This is a genomic window from Pseudomonas sp. NA-150 (assembly GCF_044336365.1).
Lineage (GTDB): Bacteria > Pseudomonadota > Gammaproteobacteria > Pseudomonadales > Pseudomonadaceae > Aquipseudomonas.
This window is the reverse complement of sequence record NZ_CP172305.1, coordinates 2,530,338-2,550,068: the sequence shown is the minus strand read 5'-3', so window position 1 is coordinate 2,550,068 and position 19,731 is coordinate 2,530,338. Positions and strand designations below refer to the sequence as shown.

The window sequence follows — 19,731 nt, the reverse complement described above, 5'->3', positions numbered from 1 at the left end:
ACTGTGCCGCAGGTCGGGGTTCGCCGGCAGTGTTATCCAGCCGGCGAATACCCATTCCTTAGTCGTTGATCAGCTTGCCGGTGCGAAACGGCTCCCGACCGGCGACTTTGGCCAACCATAACCCTGGCTGGGTGTAGCGCCCTCGGTCAATGGCGAACAATACACCGCTGACCCCGGCGCACACGGTGGTGGCGCGGTCGTTCAGGGGGTCGACGACTTCATACAAGGCGTCGCCCTTCTCCACCCATTCACCGGCCTCACGCAGAAAGCTGACCACGCCAGCGTGCGGCGGGAACAGGTATTGCGTGCCTTCGAACGGCATGCCTTCACAGCACTCGGTGGGCGCTGCGGGCCATTGGCCGTCGATGAAGCCGTTTTCGGCGAGGAACCCGAGGATCGCTTCGGCATTGGCCTGGCCCTGATCGACACGGGTATCGCCCATGCTGCCCAGCTCCAGCGTGGTTGCCAGACAGGCCAACGGAATCTCGGCCTCCGGGAAGGCACGGGACAGACGCAACCACGGCAACGAGCAAGATTCGTCGAACGAACTGCCGCCCGAGTCTTCGGTCAGCAACCCCACGCCAGCCTTGAGCCGTGCCGCGAGCGGCTTCCACAGCGGCCACTGTTGTGGCAACGCGTAGATATGGATCGCTGCGTCGAAATCGCAATGCAGGTCGAGGGTGATATCGGCGTCACAGGCATGACGCAGCAGTAACCGATGCATGGCTTCCAGCTGATTGGCGGCTGCCGGCAAACCATCCAGTTCGTCGCGCATGGCCTGACGAATCAACGCCACGTTGGCCTTGCCGTCGTTACCCAACCGTTCACCGATGGCCGCAGCGACCGGCGTCGCCAGCTCGTGGAAACCACGGTTGAAATTCTTGCCGCTGGCCAGTTCGAAACGGCCCAGGTGGCTGCCTTGGACGTGCTGGTCGAGACCAATCGGGTTAGCGACGGGCACCAGCTCGATGACACCTTTAAGCAGGCCTTGGCTTTCCAGGTCTGCCAGGCGCTTTTTCAATTCCCAGGCGGTGCGCATGCCCGGCAATTCGTCTGCGTGCAAGCTGGCCTGGATGTACACCTTGCGCTCACCGGCGCCGTAACGAAATACGCTGAGGCTGCGCTCGGTGCCGAGACTGGACCAGGGTAACAAGTGATCAATGCGTTGCATGTGCAAACTCCCGCGCGTGATGAATGACGCGCATAAAAAAGGTGGCCGGTACTCGGCGTTGAACACGCGGTAAGGGCCACCTTTTCAGCCGATGAGATTACTCGCCGTAGATGTTGAACTTGAAGTACTTGTCCTGCACCTGCTGGTACTTGCCATTGGCGCGGACTGCGACGATAGCATCGTTGAATTGCTGGGTCAGCGCGCTATCACCCTTGCGCACGGCAATCCCGGCACCGCCACCGAAGTATTTCGGGTCGTTGTATTCCGGGCCAGCGAAGGCATAACCCTTGCCCGCGTCAGTTTTCAGGAAGCCGTCATCGAGGTTGACCGAGTCGGCCAATAGCGCGTCGACACGACCGGAAACCAGGTCCATGTTGGCTTCTTGCTGCGAGCCGTAGCGCACCACTTCGATACCGGCCGGTTGCAGGACGTCGGTGGCGTAGCGGTCGTGGGTACTGGCGCGCAGTACACCGACTTTCTTGCCTTTGAGATCAGTGACTGGGTCCTTGAGAACCGAGCCTTCCTTCATCACGAAGCGCGATGGCGTGTGGTAATACTTGTTGGTGAAGTCGACCGACTTCTTGCGTTCGTCGGTGATGGTCATCGAGGACAGGATCGCGTCGATTTTCTTGACCTTCAGCGAGGGGATCAGGCCGTCGAACTCTTGCTCGACCCAGACGCATTTGACTTTCATCTGCTCGCACAACGCGTTGCCGATGTCGACGTCAAAACCGCTCAGCTGGCCGTCCGGGGTTTTGAACGAAAACGGCGGGTAAGCGGCTTCGATGCCGATGCGAACGGTCTTTGCGTCTTCGGCCATGGCGGAAGCGGACAACAGGGACAGCGCCAGAGCGCCGAACATCATGAGCTTTTTCATCTGTAACTCCTTCGTGCGGGAGAATTTCGATTGGCGGGAAATCGAGTGGCCGGCAGTCTAGAGCGGTGTCTGAAACAGAAATTATCAAGTTGCGACAATATGTTACGGATTCGGAACCGACTGGGTGATGACTTCAACCACTCGTCGCCCGGACCCTCGCTTTCGCAGCGGTGCGGCGATCCGATAAGCCTGCTCCCACAGACCCTGTGCCAGGCACAAATTTACTGTCGGAGCTGCCGAAGGCTGCGATCAATCGACATCGCGAAGGCCGTTCCGACCTTATCGCAGCCTTCGGCAGCTCCTACAGACAAGGTCAGCCTCAGGTTTGTATCCAGCCACAAATCCCTGTGGAGCCAACTTGTTGGCGAAGGCTGACTAACAGACACCCGACAACTTCAAGCCTCCTGAAGAATCAAATCCGCCCCCTTCTCCGCCACCATCAACACCGCCGCATGGGTATTGCCCGAGGTCACGTTCGGGAATATCGACGCATCGACAATCCGCAACCCTTTCATCCCATGCACCTTCAACCGACGGTCAACCACCGAGGTCTGCGGATTGTCACCCATCGCGCACGACCCACACAGGTGATAGATCGATCCACTGTTCTCACGGAAGTACTGGATCATGCCGTCATCGTCATTTACCGACGGACCTGGCAACACCTCTTCCACCGTGATGCTCTTCAACGCTGGCGCTTGCATGATTTTGCGAATCAAACGGCTACCCTGAATCACATCATCGATGTCCTTCTCGGTGCTCAGGTAATTAGGATGAATCAACGCCGCATCCGCCGGGTTCTTCGACGCAATTTCGATATGCCCACGGCTGGTTGGCCGGCACGGGTTGAAGCACAGCAGGAAGCCTGAGTACGGCTCGGGCTTGAGGCTGGCCTTGTTGCTTTTCGGAATCTGGTACGACAACGGGTTGAAGTACATTTGCAGGTTCGGGTGCGCCTGCTCGTCGTTACCACGGAAGAAACCACCGGCCTGGTTGACGCTCATCGCCAGCGGGCCCTTGCGGGTCAGCAGGTATTGCAGGCCCAGCTTGAGTTGGCCAAACAGCGAACTGAGCTCGTCGTTCAGGGTCGGGATATTGGCCTTGTAGTAGTAGCTGACGCACAGGTGATCCTGCAGGTTCTGCCCAACTGCCGGCAGTTCCTTGACCAGCGCAATGTCGTGTTTGGCCAGCAACGCTTTATCGCCAACGCCGGACAGTTGCAGGATCTTCGGCGTGTCCACCGCACCGGCGCACAGGATCACTTCCTTGTTGGCCGTGAAGGTCCGCGCCACACCGTGTTGAGTGATGGAAATGCCGATGGCCCGCTGCTGATCATCGAACAGCACGCGATCCACCAGGGCGTAGTGCTCCACGGTCAGGTTCGAGCGGCCAAGCGCCGGGTGCAGGTGGGCGAAGCTGCTCGAGCAACGCTGACCGTTGCGGGTGTTGACGTCGTAGATCCCCGCGCCTTCGAAGTCCGGTCCGTTGAAGTCGTCGCTGCGCTGGTAGCCCAGTTCATCGCACCCCTGAAGGAACACGTCGCAGATCGGGTGGGTGTGCCCCGCCATCGGCGTGATGCTGATCGGGCCGCTGCCGCCGTGGTATTCGCTGTCGCCCAGCGGATGGTTTTCCAGTTTGCGGAAGTACGGCAGCACGTCCTTGAACGCCCAGCCGTCGTTGCCGTTGGCCGCCCAGTCGTCAAAGTCATGGGCCTGGCCACGGACGTAGACCATGGCGTTGATCGACCCCGAACCGCCCTGCACCTTGCCCCGTGGCGCATAGATTTCACGGTTGTTCAGTTGCTTCTGCGGCTGGCTGTAGTACATCCAGTTGAAGGTCGGGTTGTAGTACATCTTGGCGAAGCCGACCGGGATCTTGAACCAGAACGAACTGTCTTTGCCGCCCGCCTCCAGCAGCAATACCGAGTACTGTCCCGAGGCAGAGAGTCGGTTGGCGAGGACGCATCCCGCAGCGCCCGCCCCCGCAATAATGTAGTCGTATTTCATGCACGGTTACCGCGATAAGTCATTGACGGCACCTTCATCGGTGCCACGCCCGCCCTTGTGCAGGGCGGGATGGTTAAATCAGCCTCTGGCCGGCGAGGTGTCTTTGACGTCGGCCGGCGTCGGTGCCATTTGCAGGTGCAGGCGCTCGCCGGTGTACGGCGAATGTTTGCGCACCACGTCCATGTTCAGCTCGACGCCAAGCCCTGGCTCGGTGGACGGGATGATGTAGCCGTCTTCCCACTGCAAGGGCTTGGTCAGCACTTCGGCGTGGAAACCGCCCCAGGTCATGATGCTTTCCTGGATCAGGAAGTTCGGCGTGCAGGTGGCCAGCTGGAAACTCGCCGCGGCACCAATCGGCCCGTTGTACAAATGCGGGGCGATTTGCGCGTAGTAGGCTTCGGCCATGCTGGCGATCTTCTTGGCTTCCAGCAGACCGCCGCAGCGCGCGACGTTCATTTGCAGGATCGACGCCCCGCCGGCTTGCAGCAGCTTGAAGAACTCGTACTTGGTGGTCAGGCGCTCGCCGGTGGCAATCGGAATGCTGGTCTTGGCCGCGACTTGCGCCATGGCCTCTTCCTGGCCTGGTGGCACCGGCTCTTCGAACCACAGCGGGTCGTATTTCTCCAGGCGCTTGGCCAGGCGAATTGCCGACGACGGCACCATCTGCCCGTGGGTGCCGAACAGCAGGTCGCACTTGTCGCCGACTGCTTCGCGAATCTTGCGGCAGAAGGTCTCGCAACGCTCCAGCACTTCCAGCGAGATCTGGTGCCCCGAATAAGCGGTGTACGGGCCGGCGGGGTCGAACTTCAGCGCGGTGAAACCACGCTGCATGTTTTCCACCGCGCACTCGGCTGCCAGGTCCGGGTCGTCGTAGTCGTACTCGCCCTTGCTGTTGACCGGGTACAGGTAGGTGTACGAGCGCAGCTTCTCGTGAACCTTGCCACCCAGCAATTCATACACCGGCTTGTTCGCCGCCTTGCCGATGATGTCCCAGCAGGCCATTTCCAGGCCGCTGACCACCCCCATCATGGTCAGGTCCGGGCGCTGAGTGAAACCGCTGGAATAGGCCTGACGGAAAAAACGCTCGATGTGGTGCGGATCATGGTTCAGCAGGTAGCGCTCGAACACATCCTCAATGATCGGCAGCATGGCTTTCGGGCCAAAGGTCGCAGCGTAGATTTCGCCGACGCCTTCGATGCCGCAATCGGTCTTGATCTTGACGAACAACCAGTACATCCCACCAATGTGCGGTGGCGGCACGGCAACGATATGGGTTTCAAGGGACACGATTTTCATATCAGGCACCTGCCTTGTCATGAGCGATTGATTTATTGATGCGCGCACGCAGGGCCAGGGCGGCGAGCGTCCCCAATAGGCCGACGAACGCGATGTAACTGAAATACAGTTGGTAACCAAAGGCACCCGGGTAGTGCTCGGTAAGGTAGCCGTTGATCAGCGGAATAAAGGTGTCCGGCAGGTAACCGACTACCGAGACGATGCCGATGGCCAGACCGGTGATGCGCAGCGGGATCTTGCAGGAATCGAGAATCGCCCAGTACAGACCGCGAATCGCGTAGGTCATCAGGCCGATGAAAATTACTGTGCCGATCAACAGTCCAAGGCTGTTCAGCGCAGGGAATACCACCAGACCGAGCATGCCCAGGGTCGCCAGCAGCAGCGCCACGATCAGCACCGAAATGTTGGAGAACTTGTCACCCAGCAAGCCGCCACCGATGCCGCCCAGCGGACGCATCCACAACTTGATGGTGGTGATGGTGCCGGCCATGACCGCGGTCATGCCACCGCCTTGCAGGTAATCGGAGAAGCTGTAGGTGGCCCAGAAGATGTGATAACCGCAGAACACAATGGCGGTGCACAGCCACAGCTCGGGGATTTTCACCAGGGTGATCAAGTCGTGCAGCAGGTTGTATTTTTGCTTGTCGACCGCTGTATCAGCCGCAACTGATTTCGGGTCCTTGAGCATTACCAGCACGCAACCGATGGCGATACAGGTAAAGGAATACAGGTAAACCACATGTTTGAAGCCTTCGCCCACCGTTTCACCACGGCTCTCAGTGGCAAACGCGAACAGGCCCAGGGCAACCGTGGCCAGCAATGCTTCCACCAGACCACGACCGCCGTCGAGGATGCCGAAGAAACGACCCTGTTCGGAGTGTTCGGCAATCATCTTGACCCGCTTGAGCACCGAAGCCCAGAAGGTCAATCCGGTGGTCAGGCCCCAGCAACCGAAGATGATCATCAAGCCGCTCATCGATGGCGCAGTGGAATACCACAGGCCTAACAGGCCGGTGGCGACCAACGAGAAGAAAATCAGAAAGCGCGGCGGCAAACGGTCGGCCAGCCAACCGCTGGGCAAATAGCTGATAAGGAAGATGGTCCCGAGCATCGAGTACAGGTAACCCAACTGGCTGTGATCGATGTGGAACACCTCCAGCATGGTGGTCTGGTACACCTGACGCAGATAAAGAATGGGGTAAATAGCACCGGCGGCCAGCACCAGCAGCATCAGTTGGAAATAACGGCTGCCTTTATCGCTCTTGGTCAGAGCAGACGTGGCTTGGGCGTGAACAGTTGCGGGCTTAGACATGAAGCGAACCTCGGGCTACCCACTGGGCGCCCCTCAAATCATTATTTTTATAGAGGGTGAAGCAGCGGCAAGCTTCAAGCTGCACGTGAAATCGGCGCGATCCCTTCATGCAGCTTGTCGCTTGAAGCGCTTAAAACTTCATTACGACCAGACGCGTCTGGGTGAACTCCAGCATTCCGTGCTTACCGTCGTCGCCGCCCAGCCCCGAACGTTTCCAGCCGGCGTGGAAGCCCTGGTACGGATCGGCCGGGGTGCGGTTGATGTACAACTCGCCCGCTTCGATGGCATTCGCCACTTTCATCGTGGTGCGGTAGTTCTCGGTATAGAGCACTGACGACAGACCGAACTGATGATCGTTGGCCATGGCCAGCGCTTCATCGATGTCGCGGTATTTAAGTACCGGCAGTACCGGACCGAAGACTTCTTCCTGGATGATTTCCATGTCCTGGCGGCAGCCGCTGAGCAGGGTCGGCGGGTAGAAATAACCCGGCCCTTGCGGCATCACGCCACCGGTCTCCAGCACGGCGCCTTCAGCCACGGCACGTTCGACCATCGCATGGATGTTATTGCGCGCACTGGCGTTGACCAACGGTCCCATGGACCCGGCTTCAAGGGCGCGGTCACCGAACTTCACCGCGCTGATTTTCTGTTTCAGCAGCGCGAGGAATTGGTCGTAGACGCTTTCCTGCACATAAACCCGCTCCACCGCCGTACACAGCTGACCACAATGCGTGGTCTTGGACGCGATGATGTCGCTGGCGGCTTTTTCAAGGTCAGCATCGGCTTCGATGATCGCCGGGGTTTTACCGCCCAGCTCCAGCGACGGCTTCGCGATGTTGGCCTTGCAGTAGTCGAGCACGATGCGCCCGGCGTTGACGCTGCCGGTCAAGGTGATCATGCCTACCGCTTTGTGGGTGCAAACGCTGGCAGCCGTGGCGTGGTCCATGGTCAGGATATTGACCACACCCGCTGGCAGGCCAGATTGCTGCACCGCTTTGGCGATTTCAAAGGCCGAAATCGGCGTATTGTTGCTCGGCCGCACCACCACCGTGTTACCGGCAATCAACGCCGGAGCGATTTTGCGCAGCAAGGTGTAAACCGGGTAGTTGAACGGAATCAGTGCCGCGACCACGCCAATCGGCTCGCGTTGCAGCAACAGGTTTTCGTTCGGGGTATCGCTGGGAATGATTTCGCCTTCGATACGGCGTGCCCATTCGGCGTGGTAGCGGGTGATTTGCGCGGCATAACGCGCTTCATTGCTGGCATCAGCCACGCTTTTGCCGGACTCGGCAGCCAGCGCAACACCGATATTTTCGGCGCGAGCGTCCAGCGCGTCGGCAAAGGCACGCAGGTGTTCGGCGCGTTCGATACTGGTGAGTTTGCCCCAGGTTTTCTGGGCGACGGCCGCGGCATCGACGGCACTCACCGCCTCTTCTGCAGTGGCGGCCGACACGTGGCCGATCAAGGCTTCAGTCGCCGGGTTGTACACGGCAATCGACACAGCGCTGGCCGCGTCGATGAACTGGCCATTAACAAAATTTCGCTCGGTTGGCATAGGCCGACTCTCGTGCTCTTTTTATGTGAGAAGTCGGCAGTTTTATCGTCCGCACCGGGATGAACAAACGATAATTTCAAACGTAACAAATTCATAAAACGCATGTTAGTCGGGAACAGCGGGCGTGTGCCGATTACATCGACGGCAAAGGCTCTGGCGCGGGGGTTGACGGCTCAAGCTGACGACGGGACAGCCAGATCTCTTCCTCCAGCCACTGGCTGAAAAGCTGCATTTGGGGAGATTGCGTCTGCTCCGGGCGGGTCACCAACCAGTAGGATTGGTGACCATCGACATGCACATTCAGCACTTGGGTGAGTTTTCCGCAGGCCAGATCGCTGGCCACCATGTTCCAGTCGGCGATGGTGATGCCCAGGCCATCGATGGCAGCGTGGATCGCCAGGTCCAGCAGGTCGAATTCGTAGCCGCGCTGGGTATCGACACCCGTGATCCGCGCCGCGTCCAGCCAGTGATTCCAGGTCAGGTAGCGCTGATCTTCGTTCGCCAGCACGTGCAGCAAGGTCAGGCGATTGAGGTCGATCTCGCCGTCCCCCGACTCCCGTGCGTACAGCGAGGGGGAACATACCGAAATGTGTCGTTCCTGCATCAGCAACGAACTGTCGAGCCCGTCCCATTCGCCGTTGCCGAAACGAATCGCGCAATCCAGGGTGCTGGTTTCCGCCAGACTGTCGTGCAGCGCCGTGGTGATGCTCAACTCGAGCCCCGGATGCTGCTGACGCAGGCGTCCGAGACGTGGCATCAGCCAGCGACTGGTAAAGGTTGGCGGTGCGTTGACCCGCAGGCGATTGGAGTGATTTTTTTCCTGAATGCCGCGCACCGTCAGCTCGATCTTGTCGAACGACTGGTGCAAGGCCCGCAGCAAAACGCGCCCGGCGCTGGTCAACTCCAGATGGTGATGACGCCGCTCCAGCAGGCTTTCGCCCAACTGCTCTTCCAGCTGTCGCACCTGGCGGCTCACCGCGCTTTGGGTCACGTTGAGCAACTCCGCTGCGCGGGTAAAGCTGCCGGTGCTACCGGCCACTTCGAAGGCTTTGAGCGCATTCAGCGCGGGCATTTTTCGTTTCAAGGAGGTTACTCGCGGTAGGTGTGGCTGCTAATTAGCATGGCACGCGGGTGGTGCTGAGTAACATTCCTTTTTGGCTCTGCCGCAGACCTGAGCAGAAAATTGAATCACCGATGTTAACGACGACGCCTCCCGCAGTCCGGCTTGCCGGCGTCGGCGCGCCTCAGATCGCTGTCGCCGGCAAGCCGGACGGCTACGGATGTTTGTTGCGCGCCAGTGTCGTTTTCAACAACAAACCGTCGTCCACGTATAAATGGCATGAGTATTTCGCAGCCTCACTATTCATTATAAGCACTGGTCGATTTTGCCAGTTAACCGTTAGGCTCCGTTAACCCTGCGTCGAAACAACCGTTCATTCATCGACGCACTCTGGTTGGGCAATAGCGTTAATTAACGCCCCACTTTGCGACCCTTTAAACAACCCCGCTCTCTTTTGGGAAGCCTGTATGACTTTATTAGTAAACTCTTCCAAAAGAAGCCTGGGGCTATTAGCGTTTATATTTACCGCCTGCAATGCATCCACCCACGGTTTCAGTATATTTTTGTACTCAGCACTGTTGCCGGAGATTCGCCAACACTTTGAGTTGAGTTACAGCCACGCGGCGTTTATTGCCGCCGTGCTGCAACTGTTTTATATGGGGGCTTCGATTGTCAGCGGGGTCGCCGCGGCCTGGCTCAGCCCGGTGAACATGGTGCGCCTGACCATGCTCCTCAGCCCGCTGCTGCTGGCCCTGGCCGTCGCGACGCCCTGGGTACTGCCCTTCGCCCTGTGCCTGGCGCTTGTATCTGCCTGCGCGGTGTCGAATTGGAACGCGATCGCGGCTCTCGCCAGCGAAGTGATTCCTGCCTCGCACCGCAGCCGGGTATTGGGTCTGGCATCGTCGGGCGCGGCGTTCGCCATTTGCCTGAACGGGGTATTGATTGGCCTGCTGCACGGCATTTCACTCAGTCGCTTCTGGCTGATCTGCGCCGCATTGACCTTGGCGGTCACCCTCCTCACCTTGTGGGCCTTGGCGCCGCTCGGTGCCAACGCCTCACCTCGCCCGCACGCCGCGCCCAGCCTGCGCAGCGTGTTACGCGAATGGCTGCGCATCTGTCTGGAACAGCCCATCGCCGTGCATATCCTGCTGCTGAGTGCCTTCATCGGTTGCATCAGCGGACCCTTTCTCAATTTCCTCTCAGCGTTCATCACCGAGCGTCTCGGCGCCAGCCCACAGACCACCGGCGCCTTATGGACCCTGATCGGCTTCGGCGGCGTACTGGGTGGGTTGTTGCTGGGGCTTCTGGCTGATCGCTGGGGGGCATTGCGGGTGCTGATGATCAGCATGGGCGCCTTCGGCCTGACGATTCTCGGCCTGCTGCTGCAACCGTCGATGGGCATGGTCTGGCTGGCAGCCGGGCTGTTTGCGCTGTTTTATTTTCCGTCATGGGGCTTGATGGCGGCCTACCTGAGTGCGCGCCTGACACCCGTACAAAGCCTGCAAGTGGTGAGCCTGAGCATGGTCGGCTATGGACTGGGCAGCGCCAGTTCCAACTGGGCGTGCGGCCTGCTGCTGGAAGGCACTCAGTCGTTCGCCATCATCCACACCTGGATCGCCTGTTGGGTAGTGGCCAGCCTTCTATTACTCCGCGTGATGACCCAACACCAGCGCCGCCGCTCGCTGTTGAGCGGGCAGGCCTGACGCGCCCAACTGCCGCCAAAGAATCCCGACCAGCGCCTCCAGGCCAGGCTCCATGCACGCGGATGAACGCCAAAACATCAGTCGCGCCGGCTCCATCGGCGGGAAGCCGTCGTGTTCATCGAGGATCCGCCAGCCGTCCGGCACCAACCGGCGTGCTGTCACGCCCACTGCGTGCCCGCCATCAATCGCGACACTGATCCCGCGCGGACTTTGGCTGGTGTAGACCACATGCCACGGCCGCCCCGCCTGCGCCAAGGCATCCACCGCGTTAGCCCGAAAAGCACAGCCCTCGGCATACACCGCCAGTGGCACCGACTCGCAAGCGTCGTAGGACCACCCCTCGGCGGTGACCCACACCAGCGGCTCATCACACAAAAACTCGCCCTGTTGCTGATTGGCATGCTGCACGCCCAACACCAGATCCAGCTCGCTGCGCTGCAGGCGTCCTACCAGCGCGGTGGTCATTTCGCAGCAGACATCCGGGCGTACCTTGGGAAACTGCGCCCGGAAATCACGCAGCACCTCAGCCAGACAATATTGCGCGTAGTCCTCAGGCATGCCGACGTGGATGCACACCTCATCCGTGGGCAAGTGCGCGGCGCTGATCGCTTCGCTATGCAGCTTGAGGATGCGCCGCGCGTAAATCAGAAACGTCTCGCCACTGGGCGTCAGGCTGACCGTGCGACTGGTACGAAACACTAACGGCGTGCCGACAATATCTTCCAGGCGCTGCAAACTTTGACTGATGGTGGATTGTGTCTTGTGTAAGCGCTCGGCCGCCGATGAGAACCCCTGGCATTCGACTATCGCTACAAACACTTTCAGTAAAGTGCCATCCAGATTACCCGACATAACTATCGCCTCTGCCGATGGATTCGATCACAACTCATAATTTCCACTCCCTGCGGCTTTAAGTAACTATCCAGCCATCGCCGGGGTAACTTGCAGACCTGCTCCGGGACATCAACAACTTATCTTCAGGAGCCGCCAATGACCCTTCAACTTGCGACCCTTCAACTTGCAGATGCCGAAGTGGGCGACATCAGCGATATCATCAACACCGATCTATACCCCATACATGATTCGGGCCATGTTCAATTACAGGCACTGATCGACCACGCTCGGGCCGAACTGGCGGCCGATGGTTGCTGCCTGCTGAAGAATTTCCTGCGCCCCGAGGTACTGGAACAGGCGCGGGCCGAAGGTCAGGCGTTGTCGGGCAAGACTTTTTATTCAGTGCGCAAGGTCAACGCCTACTTCACCGAAGACGACACCTCACTGCCTCAAGATGACCCACGCCGCACATTCATGGAGCGCACCAGCGGCTTCGTGACCCGCGACATGATCGCCCCCGACACCCTCATTCATCGGCTGTACGTGTCACCGATGATGAAGCGCTTCATCTGCGCCTGTCTGAACGAGACCGAGATTTTCGAATACGCCGACCCTTTCGCCGGACTGGTGATTAACGTCATGCCCGACGGCACCGAGCAGCCTTGGCATTTCGACACCAACGAATTCATCGTCAGCATGATGACCCAGAAGCCCGAAGCCGGCGGCATGTTCGAGTACGCGCCAATGATCCGCTCGCGCAGCCAGGAAAACCTCGGCGCAGTGGGCAAGGTGGTGCGCGGTGAAGACCACAGCCGGGTGAAAGTGCTCGAACTCAATCCGGGTGATTTGCAGATATTCAAAGGCCGTTTCTCGGTGCACCGGGTAACCCGCGTCGAGGGCGCCATCGAGCGCAATACGGCGATCTTCGCCTACTCGGAGAAGCCCGGAATCATTGGCCGTGCGCAACGCACCAAACAGCTTTACGGACGCCTGTCCGAAGCGCATTTGCAAGCCGAACGCAACCTGGTGCGCAGCGACGCACTGCTCGATTGATCGCTAAAAAATAACGAAATCTCTAACCGTATCTGTCCTGCGAGGAACCCCCATGAGTCTGTCCGGCCCTAAACGTGCGCTGATTGATTGCGAACCCACCGATGCCGAGATCCAGCAAATTCAGCTGGACCGCCTGCAACGGGTGCGCAACGAACTGAAAAAGCGCGACTACGCCGCCTGCGTCCTGTTCGACCCGACCCACATGCGTTACGCCACCGGCTCGCGCAACATGCAGGTCTACTCGGCACGCAACCCGGCGCGCTATGCCTTTATCCCGGCCGAAGGCCCCGTGGTGATTTTCGAATTCGGCGGCTGCCTGCACTTGGCGGAAAACCTCAATACCGTCGACGAAGTACGTCCGGCCAAGGCGATCTCCTACTACTTCTGCGACAGCTTCCTGAGCAACGTCACCGCCGACTGGGCCGCCGAGATCGACGATCTGGTGCGCAAATGTGGCGGTGGCAAACGCATCGCCATCGAGAGCGCGACCTCAGCCGCCGCGTTCGAATTGCAAAAACTCGGCTATCAAGTGTTCGACGCTCAGGAACCGCTGGAACGCGCACGCTGTATCAAAGTGCCCAACGAACTGAAGATGATCCGCGCCAGCCTGCGCGCCACCGAAGCTGGCGTGAAGCTCATGGAAAGCAAGTTGGTGCCCGGCATCACCGAGAACGAACTGTGGTCGCACTTGCACCAACACGTGATCGCCACCGACGGCGACTACGTGGAGACCCGCCTGCTGTCTTCCGGCCCGCGCACCAACCCATGGTTCCAGGAATGCAGCACCCGCCCTATCGAAGCCGGTGACCTGGTGGCCTTGGACACCGACGTGGTCGGTCGCTTCGGCTACTACGCTGACTTCTCCCGCACCTTCCTCTGCGGCGAGCAAGCCGCCACCGCCAAACAGCAGGAACTGTACAAGCTGGCCTACGAACAAGTGCAGACCAACGTCGAAATGCTCAAGGCCGGCCGTAGCTTCAAGGAATACGCGGAATTGGCCTGGCGCATCCCCGACAACTACAAGGCCAACCGTTATTTCGCCCTGGTCCACGGGGTTGGCATGACCGGTGAATACCCCTACGTGGTGCACCGCGAAGACATCGATTCACTGGGCTACGACGGTGTGTTCGAAGCCGGCATGACCATTTGTGTGGAGAGCTACATCGGCCACGACGCCGGGGGTGAAGGGGTCAAGCTGGAGGAACAGATTTACATCCACGAAAACGGCATTGAACTGCTCTCGGATTACCCGTTCGATCCGCGTTTGTTGCCGAGGTAACTGACCGAAAACTCACTGTAGGAGCTGCCGCAGGCTGCGATTCGATCGCAAGATCAACGTGCGACTGGAGGCCCTTCGCAGCCTTCGGCAGCTCCTACAGGGGATCGGGTTAGACATCAGGAACGCGTCTGGATGGGCAGGACGATGAGTAATATGCGTTTTCCGAACGTTTGCTCGCTGAATTTATCGTTTGTTCAGAACCGGCGAGATGACAAAACTGCGGACATCTCAAATAAAAACAACATGAGAGCTGCCCTATGTCGTCCTATCCCACGTTCCGCCTCCTGAACGCTCCGCGCTTTGCTCTGCTGCCAACGCCACGTCTGTCCTGCGCCGGTTTTATCCACGCCAGACAGCGCTAGTTGCCGTTTCGTTGCACCCATCGAACACGCATCAACGCCCACGTTTCGGAGAGGCTCATGAAAGACTTAAAGACCCTGGACGGCTCCGCGCCGCATCCAGCCGTAGCAGCGCTGTGCACCCAAGCCAAAAGCGGCCAGATCAGCCGTCGTCAATTCCTGCACACCGCCACCCTGCTGGGCATCACCGCAGCCACCGCCAGCAGCTTCGTCGGCTCGGCCTTGCTGAGCAGTCCGGCCCAGGCCGGTGAAGCCCTGACCCCGCGCAGTGGTGGCAGCCTGCGTTTCGCTTGCGCCATTCAGGAAATCCAGGACCCAATGCTGATCACCTGGATCGAAGCCTCGAACCTGATCCGCAACTCACTGGAATACCTGACCTGGGTCGACGTCGACAACATCACCCAACCCTATCTGGCAGAAAGCTGGAAGCCCTCGGATGACCTCAAGGAGTGGACCTTCAATCTGCGCCAGGGCATCAAGTGGAGCAACGGCGACGAGTTCAACGCCGACGACGTCGAGCACAACTTCAAACGCTGGACCGCTGCCGACTCCAAGTCGGTCAACCGCACGGCGTTCCAGGACATCACCGGCTTCGAAAAACTCAGCCCGTACCAGTTCAAGCTGACGCTGAAGCGGCCGATCCTGGCCATTCCGGAAATGCTCAACGCCTTCACCTGCGCCATCGTTCACCGCGGCTTCAAGCCGGGTGACGACTGGGCGAAAAATCCAGTAGGCACCGGCCCGTTCAAGTTGACTTCGTTCGCGGTCAACAAAGAGGCGACCTTCGCTCGCCGCGCCGATTACTGGCGCAAGCCGGCCTACCTCGATGAAGTGCGCTACATCGACATGGGCACCGATATCTCCACCCACCTCGCCGCGCTGCAAGCAGGGCAAGTGGACGTGCTGTACCGCATCACCGTGGCCGAACTGGACCTGGCCAAGCGTCTGCCCAACGCCAAACTGCTGACCGGTAAATCCGCGCAAACCGTAGTGATGCGCATGGCTTGCGATCAAAAGCCGTTCGACGACGTGCGCATCCGCAAGGCCGTGGTGCTCTGTGCCGACAACGAAAAAATGCTCAAAATCGCCTATCGCGGCATGGGTACCCTGGCCGAAGACCACCACGTTGCGCCGTCGCACCCGGAATACTTCCCCCTACCGAAACGTCCGCGTGACATCGCCAAGGCCAAGGCGCTGCTGGCCGAAGCCGGGCATCCGAACGGTATCGATATCGACCTGATCGTCGGCAATACCCAAGGTCGTTACGAGCAGGACTGCGCGCAGATTCTGCAACAGAACTGCGCCGAAGCCGGGATCCGGATCAACCTCAAAGTGATCCCTGCCACCCAGTACTGGCCGATTTGGGACAAGGCCGCGTTCAGCCTCACCTACTGGGCTCACCGTCCACTGGGCGTGATGTCGCTGGAGTTGGCCTACCGCAGCGGCGCCGCCTGGAACGAAAGCCATTATAGCGACCCGGCATTCGATGCCGCGCTGGACAAGGCGATGGGCATCGTCGATCCCAAACAGCGCGCCGTCGCCATGCAAAACGTCGAGCAGATCCTGCAAGACGCCAGCGTCATGGTTCAGCCGTTCTGGGGTGACAACTTTACGGTCACCAGCCAGAAGGTTCAGGGGTTCAAGATTCAGCCTTCGCTGTTCTACCCGGTGGATGAGACCTGGTTAAGCGCCTGATCCGCAAAAAATGAGCTCGCCCACCCAGGTGCGGCGAGCCAGCAACTTCTTTAGCCGGAGCATGCATACATGGCTGACTTTCTGTGGCGCAAGCTACTGGCCCTGGCAGCGACTTTATTGTCAGTGTCCCTGATCGTGTTTTTCGCCCTTGAACTGAACATCGAAGACGTTGCCACCAACGTCCTCGGCCCCTACTCCGCTCCCGACCAACGCGCGGCGTGGCTGATGGAACATGGCTACAACCAGCCCTTCGTCTGGCGCTATCTGGTGTGGCTGAAAGACTTCATCTCTGGCAACTGGGGCACCTCGGTGCACTTCCGTGCGCCGGTGATCGACCTGTTGCTGCCCAACCTTGGGCAAACCCTGATCCTCGCTGGTCTCGCGCTGCTGGTGATCGTGCCGGTAGCGTTGACCCTTGGCGTGCTGGCCGGTATTCGTCAGGGCTCGGCCGTGGACCGGCTGGTGTCATTCCTGGCGATCGTCACCACCTCGATTCCCGACTTTGCCAGCGCGGTGTTTGTCTCGGCGATCTTCGTCTTCTGGCTCAACTGGCTGCCGGGTGTGAGCAGCATGAGCGATGGCTTCAACGTCCTGGAACTGGCCATGCCATTGATGGTGTTGAGCCTGTTCGGCGTCGGCTACCTGGCGCGGATCACCCGTGCCTCGATGGTCGAAGTGATGCAGGCGCCGTACATCCGCACCGCGCGGCTCAAAGGTGCGTCGACATCGCGCATCGTGTTGAAGCATGCGCTGCGCAACGCCCTCATCGCCCCGGTGACGGTGATCATGCTGTACATCCCGTGGCTGCTGTCGAACGTGATCGTGGTCGAGGTGTTTTTCGCCTACAAAGGCTTCGGCTCGCTGCTCTACACCGCCTCGCTGAACCATGACGTGTACCTGATCGAAGCCTGCGCCATGGTCAGTGGCCTGGTAGTCGGCACCACCAAGATTTTCTCCGACCTGGCCTACACCTGGCTCAACCCACGCATCACCTTAAGCAGCATCGGCGGAGGTGCCCAATGAATCTTCTACGCGCCTTCAAAAGCCCGCTTGCGGCGCTGGGCTTGTTGCTGGTCGGCGGCTGGGTCTGCATGGCATTGTTCGCGCCATGGCTGGCGCCCCATGACCCGCTGGAAAGCTTCACTCCATTGCTGACACCACTGACCCCGGATGACACTGGCCTGCGTTTCCTGATGGGCACCGACGTGCTCGGCCGCGACGTGCTCTCGCGCTTGATCTGGGGCACTCGCACGGTGTTGTTCTGGTCAACCCTGGCAACGCTCACCGCCTTCACCGTTGGCATCGCCATGGGCCTGTGCGCCGGCTACTTCAAAGGCTGGACCGACTCGGTGCTGTCCTACGTCGCCGACACCGTGCTGTCGTTCCCGGTGCTGGTGTTGTACATCGTAATCATCATTGCCCTCGGCGCTTCGGCGCTGAACATTCTGATCGCCGTGACCTTCACCAGCGCCCCGGCAATCTTTCGCATCATGCGCGCGCTGACCATCGACATTCGTTCGCGGGACTACGTGCTAAGCGCCATCACCCAAGGCGAAAGCGCGACCCGGATCATGCTGGTGGAAATCCTGCCGAACTGTGGCGGTCCGCTGATCGTCGATTTCTGCCTGCGCATCGGCTACACCGCAATCATGATCGGTGCCCTCGGTTTCCTCGGCCTCGGTCTGCCGCCACCGACTCCAGACTGGGGCGGCATGATCAACGAAGGCCGGAGCATGGCCGTGGCCTTCCCGCACCTGGTGATCTTCCCCTGCATTGCCATCTCCACCCTGATGCTGGGCCTCAGCCTGCTGGCCGACGGTCTGGATGAAAACGCCCAGAAAGGCACAAGGAGTTGAGCATGAGCAACCCACAACAAGTACTGCGCGTGCAAGGCTTGTCCATCGAACTGCCCGCCGGTGCCGACCGCAACCACGCGGTCCACGACATCAGCTTCGACGTGCGCAAGGGTGAAATCCTCTGCGTGATCGGCGAATCCGGCTCCGGTAAATCGGTGCTGTCCGGGGCGATCATGGGCGACTACGCCAAAGGCCTGCGCCACAGCCAGGGCAGCATCGATTTCCTTGGCGACGATGTGTGCCAGATGGGCGAAAAGCAACTGCGCAACCTGCGTGGCAACCGCATCTCGATGATCTTCCAGGAGCCGATGGCCGCGCTCAACCCGGCGATCCGCATTGGGCGTCAGGTGGAAGAAATCTTCGAAATCCATGCGCCACAGATGAGTCCGGCAGAGCGTCATGAACGCATGATCGCACTGCTCGAATCGACCCACCTGCCCGAGCCGCCGCGCATCGCCAACAGCTATCCGCACCAACTGTCCGGTGGCCAGTGCCAGCGGGTGGTGATTGCCATGGCGCTGGCGATGAACCCGGATCTGTTGATCGCCGATGAACCCACCACCGCCCTCGATGTGACCACGCAGGCGCAGGTGTTGTCGCTGGTGCGCGAACTGCGCGGTCGTGGTCAGCACGGCATTCTGTTCATCACTCACGACTTCGGTGTGGTCGCGGAAATTGCCGACCGCATCGCGGTGATGGAAGGCGGCAAAATGGTCGAGATCGGCGAGCGCGATCAAGTACTGAATGCGCCGAAGCACCCCTACACCCGCAAGCTGATCAACGCCGTGCCGCAGCTCAATCCTGAATTGCACGTCCCTTGCGCTGACGGCGACATCGCCCTGCGCATCGAGCACCTGAACAAGACCTACAACGTTGGCGGGCGCACGGTCGCGGCCCTTAAGGATGTTTCGCTGCAACTGCCTCGCGGCAAGACCCTGACCATCGTTGGCGAGTCTGGCTCCGGCAAGAGCACCCTGGTCAAGGTCGCCATGCGTTTGATCGACAGTGACAGCGGCCATGTGTGGCTGGGCAACACTGACTTCCTTGCCCTTAACGACCGCACCCTGTCCAGCGAACGTCGGCGGATCCAGATGATTTTCCAGGACCCCTACGGCTCGCTCAACCCACGGCACAGGGTGGGCGACATCATCGCCCGCGCCGCACGCCTGCGCGGCTTGTCGAAATCCGCAGCCTGGGCCGAAGCCGGCGATCTGCTGGAACAGGTCGGTCTCAAGCGCGACGCCCTGAATCGCAAACCCCGGCAGTTCTCCGGTGGACAGCGGCAACGGATCTGCATCGCCCGCGCACTGGCGATGCAGCCCGAGGTGTTGATCGCCGACGAAAGCGTATCGGCACTCGATGTCTCGGTGCAGAAACAGGTGCTGGAACTGCTGGCCGACCTTCAGCAGAAGCTCAACCTGAGCATCTTGTTCATCACTCACGACCTGCGCGTGGCGGCGCAGATCAGCGATTCCATCGCGGTGATGCGCCAGGGCGAAGTGGTGGAGTACGGCAGTGCCGAGCAAGTGTTGTTGCGGCCGCAACACGCCTACACCCAGACCCTCCTGGCGGCGGCGCCCGGTGCGTCGTTGGCGGCGTTAGAGGCGGATGCCGAACCACTTGGTCGGAGCATCACCCACCACTGATTCAAGCTTTTTACCCGTTTAGTCCATGC

Annotated in this window: 15 protein-coding genes; 7 read left to right on the top strand and 8 right to left on the bottom strand. The window is 59.9% G+C overall.

Annotated elements, in window-relative coordinates; genetic code table 11:
- Positions 1-58 precede the first annotated feature (58 nt).
- The 7 genes from ACF0H7_RS12180 to ACF0H7_RS12150 all read right to left on the bottom strand — a co-directional run bounded on the left by ACF0H7_RS12180 (position 59) and on the right by ACF0H7_RS12150 (position 9,301).
- Entirely contained in the window at positions 59-1,171 is a 1,113-nt protein-coding gene (locus ACF0H7_RS12180; RefSeq protein WP_397453001.1) for a succinylglutamate desuccinylase/aspartoacylase family protein, read from the bottom strand.
- Positions 1,172-1,268: 97 nt separating this feature from the next.
- Positions 1,269-2,048: an ABC transporter substrate-binding protein gene (locus tag ACF0H7_RS12175; protein ID WP_397453000.1), complete on the bottom strand. Its 780-nt coding sequence runs from the start codon at positions 2,046-2,048 to the stop codon at positions 1,269-1,271.
- A 395-nt stretch (positions 2,049-2,443) separates the two neighbouring features.
- Entirely contained in the window at positions 2,444-4,054 is a 1,611-nt protein-coding gene (locus tag ACF0H7_RS12170; protein ID WP_397452999.1) for a GMC family oxidoreductase, read from the bottom strand.
- A 78-nt stretch (positions 4,055-4,132) separates the two neighbouring features.
- Positions 4,133-5,350 (bottom strand): mandelate racemase/muconate lactonizing enzyme family protein, encoded by a 1,218-nt coding sequence (locus ACF0H7_RS12165; protein ID WP_397452998.1) that lies wholly within the window; start codon positions 5,348-5,350, stop codon positions 4,133-4,135.
- 1 nt (position 5,351) lies between these two features.
- Complete coding sequence (locus ACF0H7_RS12160; protein ID WP_397452997.1) at positions 5,352-6,662, bottom strand: nitrate/nitrite transporter; 1,311 nt, start codon at positions 6,660-6,662, stop codon at positions 5,352-5,354.
- A 130-nt stretch (positions 6,663-6,792) separates the two neighbouring features.
- On the bottom strand, positions 6,793-8,217 hold the full coding sequence (gene aldA, locus ACF0H7_RS12155) for an aldehyde dehydrogenase (protein ID WP_397452996.1): 1,425 nt from the start codon (positions 8,215-8,217) through the stop codon (positions 6,793-6,795).
- Positions 8,218-8,350: 133 nt separating this feature from the next.
- Positions 8,351-9,301 carry a LysR substrate-binding domain-containing protein gene (locus ACF0H7_RS12150; RefSeq protein ID WP_397452995.1) on the bottom strand — a complete coding sequence of 317 codons (951 nt, stop codon included), beginning with the start codon at positions 9,299-9,301 and terminating at the stop codon, positions 8,351-8,353.
- 443 nt (positions 9,302-9,744) lie between these two features.
- Between ACF0H7_RS12150 and ACF0H7_RS12145 the strand changes: the two genes are divergently transcribed.
- Positions 9,745-10,980, top strand: a complete 1,236-nt coding sequence (locus ACF0H7_RS12145) for an MFS transporter (protein WP_397452994.1) — start codon at positions 9,745-9,747, stop codon at positions 10,978-10,980.
- On the opposite strand, the gene ACF0H7_RS12140 is transcribed toward ACF0H7_RS12145, so the two are convergent.
- On the bottom strand, positions 10,921-11,832 hold the full coding sequence (locus tag ACF0H7_RS12140; RefSeq protein WP_397452993.1) for a LysR family transcriptional regulator: 912 nt from the start codon (positions 11,830-11,832) through the stop codon (positions 10,921-10,923). The genes ACF0H7_RS12145 and ACF0H7_RS12140 overlap by 60 nt on opposite strands.
- Before the next feature lie 138 nt (positions 11,833-11,970).
- Between ACF0H7_RS12140 and ACF0H7_RS12135 the strand changes: the two genes are divergently transcribed.
- The 6 genes from ACF0H7_RS12135 to ACF0H7_RS12110 all read left to right on the top strand — a co-directional run bounded on the left by ACF0H7_RS12135 (position 11,971) and on the right by ACF0H7_RS12110 (position 19,702).
- A complete protein-coding gene (locus ACF0H7_RS12135; protein ID WP_397452992.1) occupies positions 11,971-12,867 on the top strand; it encodes a hypothetical protein in 897 nt (298 codons plus the stop codon).
- Between the two features lie 52 nt (positions 12,868-12,919).
- Positions 12,920-14,146, top strand: coding sequence for a M24 family metallopeptidase (locus ACF0H7_RS12130; protein WP_397452991.1), 1,227 nt, complete (start codon positions 12,920-12,922; stop codon positions 14,144-14,146).
- 419 nt (positions 14,147-14,565) lie between these two features.
- Entirely contained in the window at positions 14,566-16,200 is a 1,635-nt protein-coding gene (locus ACF0H7_RS12125; RefSeq protein ID WP_397452990.1) for an ABC transporter substrate-binding protein, read from the top strand.
- A 69-nt stretch (positions 16,201-16,269) separates the two neighbouring features.
- The gene (locus tag ACF0H7_RS12120) at positions 16,270-17,223 is read left to right on the top strand and encodes an ABC transporter permease (protein WP_397452989.1); all 954 of its coding nucleotides are present in this window, start codon (positions 16,270-16,272) and stop codon (positions 17,221-17,223) included.
- Positions 17,220-18,056, top strand: a complete 837-nt coding sequence (locus ACF0H7_RS12115) for an ABC transporter permease (RefSeq protein ID WP_397452988.1) — start codon at positions 17,220-17,222, stop codon at positions 18,054-18,056. The genes ACF0H7_RS12120 and ACF0H7_RS12115 overlap by 4 nt, the downstream gene beginning before the upstream one ends.
- Positions 18,057-18,058: 2 nt before the next feature.
- Complete coding sequence (locus ACF0H7_RS12110; RefSeq protein WP_397452987.1) at positions 18,059-19,702, top strand: dipeptide ABC transporter ATP-binding protein; 1,644 nt, start codon at positions 18,059-18,061, stop codon at positions 19,700-19,702.
- Positions 19,703-19,731: the final 29 nt, after the last annotated feature.